The organism is Lacrimispora amygdalina, assembly GCF_900205965.1.
GTDB lineage: Bacteria > Bacillota > Clostridia > Lachnospirales > Lachnospiraceae > Lacrimispora > Lacrimispora amygdalina_A.
In genome coordinates this window covers 90,563-107,108 of sequence record NZ_OAOF01000004.1, presented here as the reverse complement: position 1 = coordinate 107,108, position 16,546 = coordinate 90,563, and the positions used below count along the sequence as shown (strand labels likewise).

Here is a 16,546-nt window from a genome sequence, read left to right as displayed (position 1 = left end):
ACTTTAGGGACGGGACACTTGGTAAATCAAGGGCAAAAAAGGTACGTTTTCAGTTTTGAGAATGTACCTTTTTTATTGTTTACTTTTACTGATATAAATTGATTTAATGATTATATTTTGTAGCCGGGGTCAGATCAACTGTTAAATGAAATTGGCATTCGGATTTGTGTTCTGGAAGAACGCCAGATAATAAATGATGAAACGATGGTTTATTCTTTGATTGCTACTTTTGGATTAACAATCATCTATTTGGTGTCATATCCGTTGAAACACCTGAGCATGTAAACAAATGTTTCAAGGTCTGAGTTTTTCCATTTTGAAATGCGCTTATAAAATTCTTCTTCTTTATCCTTAATAGCCTTTAACGCTTTTTCACGGCCTGGTTCTGTTAAAGATAACAATACTCCGCGGCGGTCTTCCGGATAAGTCTCACTTTTAACATAGCCTAACTGTTTCAGCTGGGCGACAAGGCGGCTCACGGAACTCCGGTCCATAGCAGTCGATTCGGCTAAAAGAGTAGCAGCGGCCGGTCCGTTGGACAGAAGCCAGCGGACAATCAGGAAAGCAGCCGGTTGTAATGTCGGGTCAAAAACGGCTGCCGTTCTTACGTTTAACGCATGCGATGCACTAAGCAGCACATTGAGCTGCTCGCCAAGGCTTAGCTCAAGTTGAATTCTTGCTGAATCCGGTTTTGCAATGTTATTTTCATCCATAGATTTACCTCACATAAATATACTTGACATATATCAAGCAAAATAATATAATTGATATATATCAAGTATATTTGAAATTCTGATTCATGTCAAGCAGCCAAATGACGTATCGTACACAACAATAAAACTTTTTGTTTAGAGTTAGGAATTAAGGAGGGTTATATGTCGACATACCCAATTGCAGTAGTAACTGGTGCTACCAACGGCCTTGGTCAACTGGCAGCAATTGAATTGGCCAAACGAGGAAAACAACTGGTATTAACGGCCAGGAATGAAAAACGCGCGGAATCCACCGGTAATACTATAAAGTATGCTGTACCTGAAGCAAAAATAGACTTTTATTTCGGTGATCTGTCACTTATGGAGGACGTAAGAAGAATTGGGAATCAGATTAAAACTGCATATCCCCAAATTGATATATTGGTGAATAATGCAGGACTGCACGGCTTCGAACAGCGAATAACCAAGGAGGGATTTCCTGAAATGATTGCAGTGAACTATCTAGCGCCATGGTTGTTAACACATACGCTATTAGATTCATTGACAGCTTCAAAAAATGCACGAATAGTGAATGTCGCCTCTGAAGCATCACGCAATCATGGTGAACTTAAATTGCCGGTGGATTTAACAGATACTTCAGAATTTACGGCCAGAGGTTCATCTGTGCTTTATGGAAAGACGAAACTGCTTGATATCATGTTCACAGGGGAGCTTGGCCGTCAGCTATATGGAACGGGAGTCACCGCCAATGCTTTGAACCCCGGTTTTAATGTGACAGGTCTTGGCCGGGAATTAGGATTTTCTTCTGTTCTTTCTAAAATACTGAAAACTTTGCATATAGGAGACCCAAGAAAAGGTGCTGATATTATTGTCCGTTTGGCTTCGGACCCACAGTATCAAGGAGTGACTGGCGGATATTTTAACGTCGGTACAGGAAAATCCATTGTACCTATATATCCAGGCGGCGATAGCACCATGCAGGGTAATCTATGGAAGGCTACGAAAAGCTTACTGGAACAAAGAGGATACCTTGAATATGTTTCAGCAGGTGTTCAAGGGATGATATAGGGGAGTTGTAGGTGAATATTTCAAAATACTATTTTGGCTGGACTGGAAGCCAATAGGTGTGGTTCAACTGGGAGAGCGCTTGAATTGCATTCAAGAGGTCATGGGTTCGAATCCCACTATCTCCACTTAAACGGTAAGCCACAGGCATGAATGCTTGTGGCTTAAATTAGTGTGCCAGGCATGGTACTAATCTAGCTGGTGAAAGTCCAGTCATGGAAAAAGGAATCGTAAAAGCCACCAAAACTGGAGTACCTCAAGGAGGCCCCATCTCAGTAATACTCTCCAATGTGTACCTTGATAATAGGAAATATAAGAACGGGTTTAATGAAGAAAGTATCTTCAAGGTTGCAAATTCAAGGTTGGGTTGGTACAAAAGAAGTAGTATGGATGTGGTGAATTACATTTTAAATCCTGAACTGTTAGAAACAAAAATAAAGGACGTAGCTGGGTTGCTCAATCCTTTAAATTATTATCAAAAGTTGGAATATAAATTGTAGAGCCGTATACGAGACCCGTACGTACGGTTCAATGAGAGGGAAATAATTCTTAGCAATTATTTTCCCTACTCTATTAACTTATAGGGACGGGACACTTGTTAAATCAAGAGCATTATTAAGGATATGTGAAAATGTTGATTTACTATATGTGAGATATTGATAACGAAAAATAGAATACCATAATTTAGTTGAATTATTTTACAATTAGACATAAAATAAATAAAGTACTCAAGTTATAAAATGTAAGTAAGTATTATGTAAATTTAAATTTGAAACAGCAAACATAGCTTTACTTGATATTTAATTACTAATTATCTGCTTATTTTATGGAGGTAGTAATGTGGAAATATGGGATGCTTATTTAGAAGATGGTGCTCTTGCAGGGTGTGATCTAATTCGTGGCAGTCAAATTCCTTTTGGTCTGTTTCATTTAGTATGTGAAGTCATTGTAAGGCATAAAGACGGTTCATATTTATTAATGCAACGTGACTATAATAAAATAAACTTTCCAGGATTATATGAGGCTAGTGCAGGAGGAAGCGCACTTAAAGGAGAAACTGCTCTTGAAGCTGCTAAAAGAGAGCTAAGAGAAGAAACAGGAATAGAGGCAAATGAATTAATGCAAATATATTGTTGCAAAAGTAAGGATACAATTTATAATGGGTATTTATGTGAAATTAATTGGGATAAAAATTCAATTTCTTTACAGCCAGAAGAAACAATATCATTTATGTGGCTGGGAAAACAAGATTTTTTGAAATTTATTGAAAGTGAAAAGTATATATACGCTCATAAAAAAAGATTAGAAGAATTCCTTGGTACCGTTCTGTAAGTATCCATGTATTGATCAAGCGAACTACATATTTTATTTAAAATAGTTGAATAGAAGAAATAGATATTGGATTGTCAACAGTTTTCTAGACAATTTTTTTAAGGGTAATCATTCTATAGCAGCGCTGATCTTAGGACGAAAGTAAATGTGATCAAGGCAAATGCCCTCAAATACTCTGTATCAGCAATGTGTAGAGTCCTACAAATCCCTAGAAGTACTTAAAACGTTTCCCTTCACGGACTGAAAGGCCTATTTTACAAGATCTGCTGTTTTGTTCTGCCCGGCAACTGGAATGTTGGAAATATAACACCAGAAAATCATATGCCATTACCGTTTTAACGTTTTGATACACCAAATGTGAATTATGCCATACGGTATCTTATTCATCGCTTACCATTGCTCCACCGACCATTTCATCATCGTCAATAGCTTTATAAGCGATTGCTCCCTTGGTATTTAATGAGCGGTCAATATCCTCTTCGGGAAGTATTTCCATATCCAAATCAGTAAACTCCGCTGCGGCTCTTTTTTGAAAAGCCTCCAGCATCTCCTTTTTGTAATCGGTAAAATCACTTTGACTGACAGGTAATAGATTAGAATTCATATCATACACTCCTTGTTTAATAATGATAAATTCCCCAAATCATTGGAAGAAGCAAAATAGCACTAACTTGAATCACAACAATGAAGAAAAACGGATATGAGTATTTTGGTGAAGTTGCGACTGGTAAGGTGAGGGTGAGGTCTCTTTACAATATATACATTGCTATGATGAACTAACCCTTGAGCAATATTTCGACCATCTCAATGTATTCCAATGACAGGAAAAAATATACGGAAGGTAAGCAATCATTTTTTGATAAAATAAAGCAACTCGCTGATGAAAACAGTAATTAATGATATTAGCATTAAACGAGGTTAAGTTTGTACAAAGTTGTTCTAAGTTACGAACTTCCCATTATATTTATAAAAGCAATTATCAAGGATTTAATAATACCTATCATGTTTAGTTAAACATATAATTATTGCAAATTGTTTTTCGTGGGGGATGAGAAAATGAAAATAGCAAGTATCCAGTTAAATGCAAAATTCGCGGATGTAGCATCTAACTTGGCGCAATGTGAAAACTATATCAAACAGGCATCTTTGGCCGGTGCTGAACTCGTTATACTGCCTGAGTTTTTTTCTTCTGCCATGGGCTTTTCTGCACAAATGCTGGATGTCGCCAGGCAAAATAAAAACATACCAAATTGGTTAAATCAGTTGACAGATAAGTTCAAAATAATAATTGGTAGCTCTTATATTAGTTTTGATGGAGAGAACGCATTTAATTTATTTCAACTTGTATTTCCTGGCGGGAAAATTTATGAACATAAAAAAGATATTCCGACACAGTTTGAAAACTGCTATTACACAGCGGGAGATGATAATAATGTGCTGGTTACTTCTATTGGGAACTTTGGAGTTGCTTTGTGTTGGGAAATGATTCGTTATGATACTTTAAAGCGAATTGCCGGTAAAGTTGATATCATTTTATCCGGCTCCTGCTGGTGGGATCTTCCTATTGAGGCTCCGGCTGAACGGGAATCACTGCGACAATATAATCAAGGTCTTGCATATGAAGTTCCTGTTACCTTTGCAAAATTGTCACGGGTTCCGATCGTGCATGCAAACCATTGTGGTATAGTTACGGCGTATAATTTTCCAAATGCTGATAAGCTACAAACAAGGCAGTTTGTTGGGGCAGCACAAATTGTGGATGGGACTGGTCAAGTGCTTGCAAGAAGAAATTTTTTTGAAGGTGGAGGATTTGTGATAGCAGACATCTTGTTGAATACTACCTGTCAAAAAACAGAAAAGATTTTCCCGGATAAGTATTGGATTCCTGATCTACCAGATTCCGACATACAGGCGTGGGATACCATCAATCCCAAGGGTAAGCACTATTATAATACCGTTGCACTGCCTTATTATAAAAAAGCAGATAACATTTAAACTATTAGAGGTGTGACAACTATGACAATTAAAGAAGTAAAGGAAAAACTCTCAAAAAAAGCCATTATTTTTGAAACTGGAGGGAAAAGACCAACTGGTGAATTACTTGAAAGCTGGATTGGCAGTGTATGATGGCAGCATGAAGGTGAAAGTTTGCCTAAAGATAAGAGAGAAAATAACATGATTCCCATTGCAACAATATTCCTGAATAACCTGCCTTTATTACCGGCAGAATTGGCTGGGATTGAGCTTATCGCAATCTCCGTCAGATGAGAAAGCTTTGTTTAATATTGTAGATAGTGGGAATTTCTATTTCTTCTACAACTCGCAAAAATCTGATTGGAAAGTATATTGTGATTTCTATTGAAGTTTGGGTTAATAGATGAAAAATAATTATCTGAAAGATTTTGATATGCTGTTGCTTCCCTTGGTATTAATCAGAAAAGGAGGTCATGAGCAATGAAAGAAATAGTTTTATGTGATGGATCTAAACCTGAAGAAGTATCAATGCTATGTAAAAAATATGGTATATCAGTAAATATTGATGCTTTTTCTGAAACTGATGTTTATGATGATTATTGTAAAGAGGTTAATAAAACTTTAATGGTGTATCATGATATTAATATTGTCTCAATGCATGGACCATACAAAGACTTGTGTTTGGGCAGCAAAGATAAACTAATAAGATCAGCTACTATGGAGCGATTTGAAAATGCTTACAATATTTCAAAATTATTGAAATGCCCTAATATTATTCTTCATCATGGTTATATACCTGGAACAAGTATACCGTCTAATTGGATAAAAAGAGCAGCATTATTTTTTGAGGAATTTCTAAGGGAAAAAGATGAAAGCATTGCAATTCATCTAGAAAATCAGTTTGAACATTCACCAGATATAGTTTCTGAAGTTATTACAACTGTAAATGATAAAAGGTTAGGTATTTGTTTGGATGTGGGTCATGCCAACTGTAATTCTAGTACTCCTGTATTAAAATGGATAGAACACTTAAATAAAAAAATAAGTTTCGTACATTTACACAACAATAATGGACTTTCTGACCAACACTTAGATTTTTTAAGTGGAACTATAGACTTCATGGAGATATGTATGGCGTTGGAAAAACATTCTCCAAATAGTACATGGTTAATTGAAACAAACAGTTTAGAAGACACTGAAAAATCTATACAATGGTTGATGAATAATCATTTTTTTTAAGTTAGTTATTATCATAATCTTGATTTATGAATGTAGATAGACGAACTAGGTTTAAGGAGGGCATTACATAAGAAATGTGGTTTCAGGGAGTGGCTGCTTAGGCGGTACTTGTGAAGCAGGCATTTATTGTATCTGGCGGAAGCTCCTGTTAGAATAGAAATTCAAAATGTCGTTTTTAATGTTGTCTGATATAGAAAAAATAAATATTTTACATAAAAATGACATAAAGATTACACGATACACATTGACGGATATCTATATGCTCTTTATAATAAGGACATAGACAAATATCTATATCGAAAATCTTTGAATATAAAAATGGAGAAGACAAAATGGATCTGCATGCAGACTATGCACCAGTATTTAAAGCATTAGGTGATGCTACAAGACTAAAAATCATAGAAATGTTATCCTGCGGTGAGCTTTGCGCGTGTGATATTCTGGAATGTTTTGAAATTACACAGCCCACATTATCCTACCATATGAAGATATTGACAGATTGCGGTCTCGTAAAAAACCGAAAAGAAGGATCATGGATCCGATACAGCAATAATACCGATTTAATAGAACATATAAAAATTTTTTGGGATAACATTACAACGGAACAGGAAGACTGTATCTGTAAATGTTCTAAGGAGGACAATCGATGCGATTAATTATTATCGGTGCAGTTGCCGCCGGAACTTCAGCTGCCGCAAAAGCAAGAAGAAACGATGAAAATGCGGAGATTATTATCTATGACAAGGACAGCTATATCTCTTATTCAGGATGCGGAATGCCTTATTATATCGGTGGTGAGGTGGAGGATGCCAAAAAACTCACTCCCAGAGATCCTGTATTTTTTAAAAGTAAATACAATGTGGACATTTTAATAAGACATGAAGTGCTATCCATTGACCATAAAAATAAGACACTGGAGATAAAAAATCTGGCTACGGGTGATACCTTTCAAGATCACTATGATAAGCTTGTAATAGCTGCTGGTGCTGCCGCTGTTATACCACCGGTCAAAGGGGCAGATTTAAAGAATGTGTTTAGCTTGAGAAATATCGGGGATATGAATCAAATTAAAGACTTTATCAATGAATACGCACCAAAATCAGCAGTTATTGTGGGGACTGGATTCATAGGTCTGGAAGTATGTGAAAACTTAAAAGAACTTGGTATTGAGGTAACGCTCATAGAGAGACTTCCGTGGGTAACTCCAGTCCTGGATGGAGACATGGCAGTATATGTGGAAGACCATTTAAGGAAAAACGGGATTAAGCTCTTAACGGGTCTATCAGTAGCAGAGATAAAAAAAGATAGGGTGATTCTGGAAGACCAAAGAGAAGTGGAAGCTGATTTTGTACTTCTATCAACCGGGGTAAGACCGAATACAGAATTAGCAGCCAAAGCAGGTATTGAACTGGGAGTAACAGGAGCCATTAAAGTAAATGAAAAGATGATGACGAATGTAAAAGACATCTATTCCTGTGGTGACTGTTCGGAACAGTATCACGTAGTTACCGGCAAACCGGTATATCGCCCGATGGGATCTACCGCCAATAAAACCGGAAGAATCGCAGGGGATGTAGTAACAGGAGGAAATTTATCCTTTAGAGGTATTCTTGGAACTGGTATTTTTAAGGTCTTTGATATGACGGTAGCGATTACGGGATTAACAGAGAGAGAAGCAAAAAAGGAAGGGTACCATGTCGCAGTCTGCCATAATATAAAGCCCAATAAACCGGAATATATGGGTGGCAGGGAAATGGTCATCAAAGGAATCGCAGATAAAGATACCGGAAGACTTTTAGGTGTCCAGATTGCAGGATTTGAAGGCGTTGATAAAAGGATTGATGTATTTGTTACAGCAATTACTTATAAAGCACAGGCGGAAGACCTGTTTCATCTGGATTTGGCTTATGCACCTCCATTTTCCACAACAAAAGATCCGGTTATGTATACGGGCATGATTTTAGATAATGCAATTCACTCAGACAGAAAGCTCATAACTTCTGATGAACTGGAAGAGCTAATAAACTCCGGTAAGGACTATCAATTAATAGATGCCAGAGCCGCTTCACAGTACGAGCAGGATCATATAGAAACTGCGGTAAACGTACCCCATGCAAAATTAAGGAATTCATTAGATGAACTGGATAAAGATGCCATAACGATAACCTATTGCAACAAAGGGGTCACCGGTAATGCGGCGCAGAATATCTTATTAAACCACGGGTTTAAGGAAGTTTATAATTTATCTGGCGGACATAAAAATTACAGAAAAAACAGGAAATCATTGTAACATATGATTTCTTCGTGCATAGAATATGCATATATGCTCATATAAATATTTATACAGGAAGGGGTGAAATCGTGGTTGATATTTTTAAGGCACTATCAGAAGAAAGCAGGTTACGGATCCTGACTTTACTGATGGAAAGAGAAATGTGTGTCTGTGAGATTGAGGTCTGTTTAGATATGACGCAGTCAAACGCTTCCAGACATCTGACTGTACTTAAAAACTGTGGGATCCTTAATTGTTATAAGAAGGCACAATGGGCATATTACGGGATAAGCGATAGTTTTAAAAAGGAACATAAAGACCTGTGGAAGTATCTGCAGCATAAGATGATTGAATTACCAACATATCAGGCAGATCATGAACAATGCGAAAAGTACAAAACCGTTGATGTCTGTGCAAATTCGAAAATAATACATGAAAGGAGAGAGAAAAAATGAATAAAGAGAAATCAGAAGAAATTGGTTTTTTTCAGAAATACTTAACCATATGGGTAGCTTTATGCATGGTTACAGGGGTATTAATCGGAAAGTTTTTACCAGCGGTGCCTGTGTTCTTTAATCAGTTTGAATATGCAAATGTATCGATTCCTACTGCAATACTGATCTGGGTCATGATTTATCCAATGATGATGAAGGTGGATTTTGAAAGTATTAAAAATATCAGAAGAAATCCCAAAGGATTATATGTGACATGGGTTACCAATTGGCTGATAAAACCTTTCACTATGTTTGCAATCGCTTCATTCTTTTTCTATGTGGTATTTAAGGGAATGATTCCTGCAGATTTAGGGAAAGAATATTTAGCTGGAGCCGTTTTATTAGGCGCAGCACCTTGTACTGCCATGGTATTTGTGTGGAGTCAGCTGACGAAAGGAAATCCGGCCTATACGGTAGTACAGGTAGCAACCAATGACTTGATTATTCTGGTCGCGTTTGTGCCCATAGTTAAATTTTTACTGGGAGTGAGTAAGGTGACCGTTCCCTGGGATACTCTGATTATATCAGTTGTCTTGTTTGTGGTAGTTCCTTTAACCGCAGGTGTATTAACAAGAATGTATGTGAGTAAGAAAAAAGGAACAGAATATTTTGAAAATCAGTTCCTTCCTAAATTTGATAATGCAACAATCGCTGGATTATTACTGATGCTTGTACTTTTATTTTCCTTCCAGGGCGATGTTATTTTAAACAATCCTTTGCACATATTACTGATAGCAGTGCCATTAACCATACAGACATTTTTGATTTTCTTTATTGCTTATCTGGCAGTAAAGATGCTGAAGCTTCCTCATAATATAGCAGCTCCTGCAGGCATGATTGGTGCTTCCAATTTCTTTGAACTTGCAGTGGCGGTTGCGATTGCCTTGTTTGGAATGGATTCTCCGGCAGCACTTGCTACCGTAGTAGGCGTTTTAACTGAAGTACCGATTATGTTAATACTTGTTAAAATAGCAAATAAGACTTCTCATTGGTTTCCAGAGAATTCGAATGCAATTGAAAAATAATAGAAATTAGAAAGGAAGTAATTCATAATGAAAAAGATGCAGATATTTGAACCAGCTATGTGCTGTTCAACAGGACTTTGCGGCGTTGGAGTCGATTCTGAGTTATTAAGGATCTCTACGGTATTAAACACATTAAAGAATAATGGAGTACATGTTGACAGGTTTAACCTTACAAATGCGCCTCAGGAATTTGTAACGAATAAAACGGTAAATAACTTTATTAAGGAAAAAGGGGTGGAAGGTTTACCGGTTATTGTTATAGATGGAGAAATTATTATAACTGGAAGATACCCTTCTAATGATGAATTTGTAAAATTGCTTGATGTGCCGGAAAATTATATTGGTGAAAATCCAAATGTGGTAAAAGCTGCAGATAAGAAAACACAGGGTTGTGGATGTTCTGGAGGAGATTGCTGTGGTGAAAGGGAGTTATAATGGAAAATTTTAATATACAAGAAGCAGTACTCACAAAATATCTTTTTTTTACTGGAAAAGGTGGGGTAGGAAAAACTTCAACAGCTTGTGCCACAGCTGTATCCCTTGCTGATTCAGGAAAAAAAGTTATGCTGATCAGTACGGATCCGGCATCCAACCTCCAGGATGTATTTGAGACAGAATTAAATAATAAAGGCGTGCCCATTCATGAAGTTCCGAATCTGGTGGTAGCAAACTTAGACCCCATAGAAGCAGCTGCACAATATCGTGAAGGCGTAATCGCACCATACCGCGGACATCTTCCTGAAACTGTGTTGAAAAATATGGAGGAACAGCTTTCTGGTTCCTGTACCGTTGAAATTGCAGCATTTAATGAATTTTCCAAATTTATTACGGATGAAAAAGTTCAGGAAGAGTTCGATTATATTATATTTGATACTGCACCGACAGGGCATACACTAAGGATGCTTCAGCTTCCATCTGCATGGAGCAATTTTATCAGCGAAAATACACACGGTGCTTCCTGCCTGGGTCAGTTATCCGGGCTGGAAAGCAAAAGAGAAATCTATAAAAGAGCTGTAGAAACATTGGCTGATGGAAATCGTACAACCTTGATTCTGGTTTCAAGACCGGAGGTAACTCCTTTAAAAGAAGCAGCAAGAGCCTCCACCGAACTCGCAGATATTGGAGTAAATAATCAGGTGATGGTTGTAAATGGAGTATTAACATCCTATGATGATATTATTTCAGAAAGCTTATATAAAAAGCAACAGGCAGCCCTTGCCGGAATGCCGGAAGAAATCAGGAATATGAAACTGTATTCCATTCCGCTTAGAGCTTATAATATAACCGGTATAGAGAACGTAAGAGCTTTTCTGGAAAATGATAATTATACGATTCGTGCTGATAAAATAAAGGCAGAAATCATTCCAGGTTTAAAAGATGTGATTGATGATTTATATCACACCAACAAAAAAGTTATTTTTACTATGGGTAAAGGCGGAGTAGGCAAAACAACAATAGCAGCTTCTATTGCATTAGGTTTGGCATCAAGAGGGAAAAAGGTGCATTTAACCACAACCGACCCGGCGGCTCATCTTAAATTTGTTATGAATGAGACAGATGGAATCACAATGAGCCATATCGATGAAAAAGAAGAACTTAGGAAGTATCAGCTAGAGGTACTTTCAAAAGCGCGGGAGACCATGTCGGAAGAAGATATCGCATATGTCGAAGAAGATCTAAGATCTCCCTGTACCCAGGAAATTGCTGTATTCAGGGCATTTGCAGATATCGTTGATAAGGCAGAAGACCAGATTGTTGTCATTGATACCGCACCTACCGGACATACGCTGTTACTCTTAGATTCAACTCAGAGCTATAATCAGGAGATCAAGCGTTCCCAGGGGGATGTTCCTGAATCCGCAAAAAAGCTGCTGCCAAGATTGCGGAATAAAACGGAAACAGAGGTTATTATTGTAACGCTCGCAGAAACCACTCCGGTTTATGAAGCCATGCGTCTTGAGGAAGATTTAAAGCGGGCGGATATTGCTGCAAAGTGGTGGGTAATCAATTCTTCCCTTTACCGTACCGGTACGACTAATAAATTGCTGTCAGCGAAAGCCAGTAATGAAATTGAATGGATTAATAAGGTGGATGAGCACGCAAATGGAAATTTTGCAGTAATCAGCTGGCGCTCGGATGAAATAAAAGGCGAGAATCTTTACCTGCTGTAGAGTGAAATTGAAGAAATAGTAACAGGTGTCTGGAAACAGAAACTGCTACTATTTTTTTGTGAACTTACTTATTTTTAATACCCATTTCAAAAGATGGAGATAAGAGGGCATGCTACTGCATCCTTAAATTTGATATACTGAAAAAGTAGTTCTATTTACATTTATTTTACTTATTTATGATAGATAAGATAATGTTTCTACGGTATAGTTAAAATATATGTTTGCAAAATGTTTAAAACAATAAGGAAAGGTAGTATAACAATATATGCTGTTATATAAGGAGATTTTATGGAAAGAGAAAAAATAAGAGTTCTGTTTGTCTGTGTTTCCAATTCATTCCGCAGTCAGATTGCTGATGCAATCCTGAATCACAAATATGGAGAATCTTTTGTGGCAGAAAGTGCAGGCTTCAGAAAGAAAAGCATTAATCCTCTCGCTATTGAAGTGATGAAGGAATATGGCCTGGATATATCCAATAAGTGTGTTGATGAATTATTGGATTTTTACAACCAGGGAAGAAAATATGATTATGTAATTACAGTTTGTAACAGAGGAGAAGAAGAGGATTGTCCAATCTTTCCGGGAAAAGTTACAAGATTAAGCTGGAGAGAATTTAGGGATCCTGACGATTTTACAGGGACAGAGGAAGAAAAACTGGAACTGGCTAGAAAATTGCGGGATGATATTGCAAAAAGAATTGATGAATTTGTAAATACAGTTAAATAAGTGTAGTATATTATATATAGGATCAATTAGGAAGAAATAATCTTAGTTGGTCTTTTTTTGCTATAGTTTATAATAGGTTGAATTGAAAAATAATAAATTATAAGTAAAATTACTATTCAAATCTGAATTATAGTATGTTATAATCATATAAATGGTAGTAGAAGAAAAAGGTACAATACAGGTTGGCAGCTATGTTTTTATTCATTGCGAAGCTTTTAGAGGATGATGTTATTGATGAATAGCAGTATCCTATGAAAAGAAATGTCAACATTAGTGACGGAAGCAATTACAGAAACAGGTATATAAGGTGGGAAATAATCCTTGGTATATATTATATTAAGGGATTTCATATCGATGTTTTGCGAAGTCGTTATTGGTAATAGCAGAATAACGATTTATTTTTGTGGACATTTATAATAGAAAAGGAGATGAATATGTTTATAAAGAAGCTTCCTGATTAGGGAAGATTACATATAAATACAATACAAGGAGAGTTTATGAAAGAGGTTAGAATAGAATGGTTCGGAAATGTAAAAAATGATGTAATGTCAGGAATTGTAGTAGCAATTGCGCTGATTCCTGAAGCAATAGGTTTCGCATTGCTTGCCGGGTTAAGTCCCATGGTTGGATTATATGCTTCCTTTTGTATCGCAATTGTAACCTCAATTGCCGGAGGGCGCCCTGGCCTGATTTCAGGGGCAACAGGAGCAATGGCTTTAGTATTGGCAGGTTTAGTGAAGGAACATGGAATACAATATATGTTAGCGGCCACTATTTTGGCAGGTATCCTGCAAATGATGATGGGACTATTAAAAGCAGGTAATCTGCTTCGGTTTATACCAAGCCCTGTAATGACCGGATTTGTAAATGCATTAGGAATTTTAATCTTCAAATCCCAATTGTCTCATTTTATAGGTGCTGATATCACCATGTATCTTTTGGTCGCGGCTGGAATGGCAGTCATTTTTTTCTTCCCGAAAGTAAACAAAGCAATACCAGCTCCTCTTGTCGCAATTGTATTATTGACAATTATTACCATTGCTGCTGATATGAATGTTACAAGAATTGGCGACATGGGTGATATAGCCGGAACATTGCCGGGGCTTTTATTACCTGATATCGAGATTAATATGAATACCTTTCAAATTATTTTCCCGGTTTCCCTTTCGCTGGCAGTTGTAGGTTTGGTAGAATCCATGCTGACATCACAGCTGTTAGATGAGTTAACAGATACAAAAAGCAATAAGAACAGGGAATGTATCGGACAGGGGCTGGCAAATGTTGCCTCAGGTCTTTTCGGGGGTATGGCAGGCTGTGCTATGATAGGCCAATCCGTTATTAATCACAAATCCGGTGGCAGAGGCAGGTTGTCCACTTTTTTATCAGGCTCATTACTGATGACTTTTATTGTTGCACTAAACAGCTGGGTTATCCAGATTCCAATCGCTGCACTTGCGGCGGTCATGATTATTGTTTCCATTGCGACCTTTGACTGGCATTCTATTAAGCGAATGACAAAAGTTCCGAAGACGGACACTGCAGTTATGATAACAACAGTTGCAATTGTATTATTGACAGATAATCTGGCGTATGGTGTAATTGTTGGTATTATTATGAGCGCCTTGTTTTTTGTATACAAGATATCCCAGACAATGGTTGAAAAGGTTGAAACAGAAGAAGGTATTATTTACCGTTGCTATGGTCAGCTGTTCTTTGCATCAACCACTCATTTTTTAGAAAAGTTTGATTTTGATATTAGCAATCAGACCATAGGTCTTGATGTCACTCATCTTAAATTCTGGGATGAATCGGCGGGGGATGCATTTGACAAGTTAATTATGAAGTATAGTGAAAAGCATGTTAAAATCAAAATAGAAGGGCTGAGTGAGGCCTGCGAGAAACTGCTTCAAAAAACATCGCTGCAATATTCCATTATGCCGGAGTTTGTAGACTGATCACCAGGGATACTATAAAAGGTTAAAAAAACTACTTGAGCCGTATGAGTGGAAAACTCTCACGTACGGTTCTTAGACGAGGGAAGGGGAGTAATCCCTTTTCTTTAGTCGATTTCACATCCATTGATTTTATAAGTTTTTTGTGAAATGCGGGGAATATAGTGAGTGCAGAAGCGGGAGGCTGGAAAATGATGATAGATAAAAAGACAAAGATGTATTTTGGTTGTGTTACAGCCTTATCCATATTAGTGTTATCTTTTCATATGCTTGCTCTAAAATTTATATATAATTATATAGGATTAATGCTGAAAGCAAACGGAGTAACAGCAGAAAAGCGAAAAGAGATGATCGTACAAGCCGAAAATCTTAAAAAATATTCCCAATATTGTACGAATGCATTTTTATTAGCCAGCTACTTCTTTCTGATTATTATCGGAATTATATTGCTTACTAGAAAAATTAATATAAAAACATATTTAAGATCATATTTTTTATTTGAAGTAATTCAGATTGCAGGGCTTAGGTTGTTTATACATATTTTTAATAAGTATGAATTAACAGAGGGTTTTGGAAGATGGAGAATTCTACACTATAATGCATTGTTTTGGATTATATTAATAATCCCAATTATAATTTATTTGTTGAATAGAAAACGAATGACATAAAAATAATTTTAACAAGATTAATATAGTATATTAACATAATCATTAAACTGTACTTAAATCAGTTGAACTATCTGAGAAGATAGGCCGACTGATTTTTTTGTTAAAAAGAAAAGGAGCAATGCTCCCCTGCTTTTTCGTAAATTTAAAAAAGAGGAAAACCTATCAAATGAGGTCTCTGCCTTCATTTTTTCTGTATTGGGAGGGAGAAATACCTTCCTGTTTCTGAAAAACTTTTGTAAAATAGGAAGCGTCATTAAAATTAAGGTCCGCTGCAATCACGTAGATGGGAGCATCAGAGTATATTAACATATTCTTTGACCGCTGTATTTTCAGCTTGATTATATATTCTGTAAAAGAAGTTCCTGTTTTTTGTTTAAAATATCTGCTGAGGTACTTCTCATTTAAATTGAATTCAGAAGCCAGGTCACTTAAATTCAAATCATCTAAAAAGTGATAATCAATATAATTTAGTATTTTTTGTATATAATCGGTATAATTAGACAGAACAGCTGGAGATGTATCATTTTTTTTCATAGATCCTATTATCTTGTCCAGGCAGTTATACAGATCATTTGGAGCAATTGGTTTCAGTAAAAAGTCAATAACACCGCATTTTATTGCCTGCTGTGCATAAGTAAAGTCATTGTATGCAGTGATAATAACAGTATTGACATTAGGCTGAAAATGAGAAATTTCTTTTTGCGCATCTAAACCATTGCATTGAGGCATGTCAATGTCCATCAGAATAATATCTGGTAAATGCTGATGAGCTAACTTAATCGCTTCAAAACCAGTGGTTGCATATCCAACTATATGAATGTTGGAATAATGACGCTGAATAATTAGACTCAGCGCTTTTCTTTCCAATGATTCATCTTCACATATTAAAAGTTTATACATACAATCCACATCCTT

General features: G+C 36.6%; 17 protein-coding genes. 14 read left to right on the top strand and 3 right to left on the bottom strand.

All coding sequences use genetic code 11. From position 1 onward, the window contains the following. Positions 1-245 precede the first annotated feature (245 nt). Positions 246-713: a MarR family winged helix-turn-helix transcriptional regulator gene (locus tag CRO04_RS07340; RefSeq protein WP_097003592.1), complete on the bottom strand. Its 468-nt coding sequence runs from the start codon at positions 711-713 to the stop codon at positions 246-248. Between the two features lie 162 nt (positions 714-875). Here CRO04_RS07340 and CRO04_RS07335 point away from each other — a divergent pair, with 162 nt between their 5' ends. From CRO04_RS07335 to CRO04_RS07325, 3 genes are all read left to right on the top strand, one after another. Further along, the gene (locus tag CRO04_RS07335; protein ID WP_097003591.1) at positions 876-1,781 is read left to right on the top strand and encodes an SDR family NAD(P)-dependent oxidoreductase; all 906 of its coding nucleotides are present in this window, start codon (positions 876-878) and stop codon (positions 1,779-1,781) included. A 212-nt stretch (positions 1,782-1,993) separates the two neighbouring features. Beyond that, positions 1,994-2,278, top strand: coding sequence for a hypothetical protein (locus tag CRO04_RS07330; RefSeq protein WP_242974371.1), 285 nt, complete (start codon positions 1,994-1,996; stop codon positions 2,276-2,278). A gap of 340 nt (positions 2,279-2,618) precedes the next feature. Then, complete coding sequence (locus CRO04_RS07325) at positions 2,619-3,110, top strand: NUDIX hydrolase (RefSeq protein ID WP_097003590.1); 492 nt, start codon at positions 2,619-2,621, stop codon at positions 3,108-3,110. 379 nt (positions 3,111-3,489) lie between these two features. Here the strand turns inward: CRO04_RS07325 and CRO04_RS07320 are convergent, their stop codons facing one another. After that, the gene (locus CRO04_RS07320) at positions 3,490-3,714 is read right to left on the bottom strand and encodes a hypothetical protein (protein ID WP_097003589.1); all 225 of its coding nucleotides are present in this window, start codon (positions 3,712-3,714) and stop codon (positions 3,490-3,492) included. Between the two features lie 452 nt (positions 3,715-4,166). Between CRO04_RS07320 and CRO04_RS07315 the strand changes: the two genes are divergently transcribed. The 11 genes from CRO04_RS07315 to CRO04_RS07260 all read left to right on the top strand — a co-directional run bounded on the left by CRO04_RS07315 (position 4,167) and on the right by CRO04_RS07260 (position 15,631). Continuing rightward, on the top strand, positions 4,167-5,105 hold the full coding sequence (locus CRO04_RS07315; protein ID WP_097003588.1) for a carbon-nitrogen hydrolase family protein: 939 nt from the start codon (positions 4,167-4,169) through the stop codon (positions 5,103-5,105). Between the two features lie 459 nt (positions 5,106-5,564). Beyond that, positions 5,565-6,323: a sugar phosphate isomerase/epimerase family protein gene (locus CRO04_RS07305; RefSeq protein WP_097003587.1), complete on the top strand. Its 759-nt coding sequence runs from the start codon at positions 5,565-5,567 to the stop codon at positions 6,321-6,323. A gap of 332 nt (positions 6,324-6,655) precedes the next feature. Continuing rightward, positions 6,656-6,979: an ArsR/SmtB family transcription factor gene (locus CRO04_RS07300; RefSeq protein ID WP_097003586.1), complete on the top strand. Its 324-nt coding sequence runs from the start codon at positions 6,656-6,658 to the stop codon at positions 6,977-6,979. Then, a complete protein-coding gene (locus tag CRO04_RS07295) occupies positions 6,970-8,613 on the top strand; it encodes an FAD-dependent oxidoreductase (RefSeq protein WP_097003585.1) in 1,644 nt (547 codons plus the stop codon). Before CRO04_RS07300 ends, CRO04_RS07295 begins: the two co-directional genes overlap by 10 nt. Positions 8,614-8,684: 71 nt before the next feature. Then, the gene (locus CRO04_RS07290; RefSeq protein ID WP_097003584.1) at positions 8,685-9,050 is read left to right on the top strand and encodes an ArsR/SmtB family transcription factor; all 366 of its coding nucleotides are present in this window, start codon (positions 8,685-8,687) and stop codon (positions 9,048-9,050) included. Then, entirely contained in the window at positions 9,047-10,114 is a 1,068-nt protein-coding gene (gene arsB / locus CRO04_RS07285; protein WP_097003583.1) for an ACR3 family arsenite efflux transporter, read from the top strand. The genes CRO04_RS07290 and arsB overlap by 4 nt, the downstream gene beginning before the upstream one ends. A gap of 27 nt (positions 10,115-10,141) precedes the next feature. After that, positions 10,142-10,549, top strand: coding sequence for an arsenite efflux transporter metallochaperone ArsD (gene arsD / locus CRO04_RS07280; protein ID WP_097003582.1), 408 nt, complete (start codon positions 10,142-10,144; stop codon positions 10,547-10,549). Further along, positions 10,549-12,285, top strand: coding sequence for an arsenical pump-driving ATPase (gene arsA / locus CRO04_RS07275; RefSeq protein WP_097003581.1), 1,737 nt, complete (start codon positions 10,549-10,551; stop codon positions 12,283-12,285). The genes arsD and arsA overlap by 1 nt, the downstream gene beginning before the upstream one ends. A 288-nt stretch (positions 12,286-12,573) precedes the next feature. Continuing rightward, entirely contained in the window at positions 12,574-13,011 is a 438-nt protein-coding gene (locus CRO04_RS07270; protein WP_097003580.1) for an arsenate reductase ArsC, read from the top strand. 497 nt (positions 13,012-13,508) lie between these two features. Next, entirely contained in the window at positions 13,509-14,966 is a 1,458-nt protein-coding gene (locus tag CRO04_RS07265; protein WP_097003579.1) for a SulP family inorganic anion transporter, read from the top strand. A 188-nt stretch (positions 14,967-15,154) separates the two neighbouring features. Then, positions 15,155-15,631, top strand: a complete 477-nt coding sequence (locus CRO04_RS07260; RefSeq protein WP_097003578.1) for a hypothetical protein — start codon at positions 15,155-15,157, stop codon at positions 15,629-15,631. Positions 15,632-15,793: 162 nt separating this feature from the next. On the opposite strand, the gene CRO04_RS07255 is transcribed toward CRO04_RS07260, so the two are convergent. Continuing rightward, positions 15,794-16,531 (bottom strand): response regulator transcription factor, encoded by a 738-nt coding sequence (locus tag CRO04_RS07255; protein WP_097003577.1) that lies wholly within the window; start codon positions 16,529-16,531, stop codon positions 15,794-15,796. Positions 16,532-16,546 lie beyond the last annotated feature (15 nt).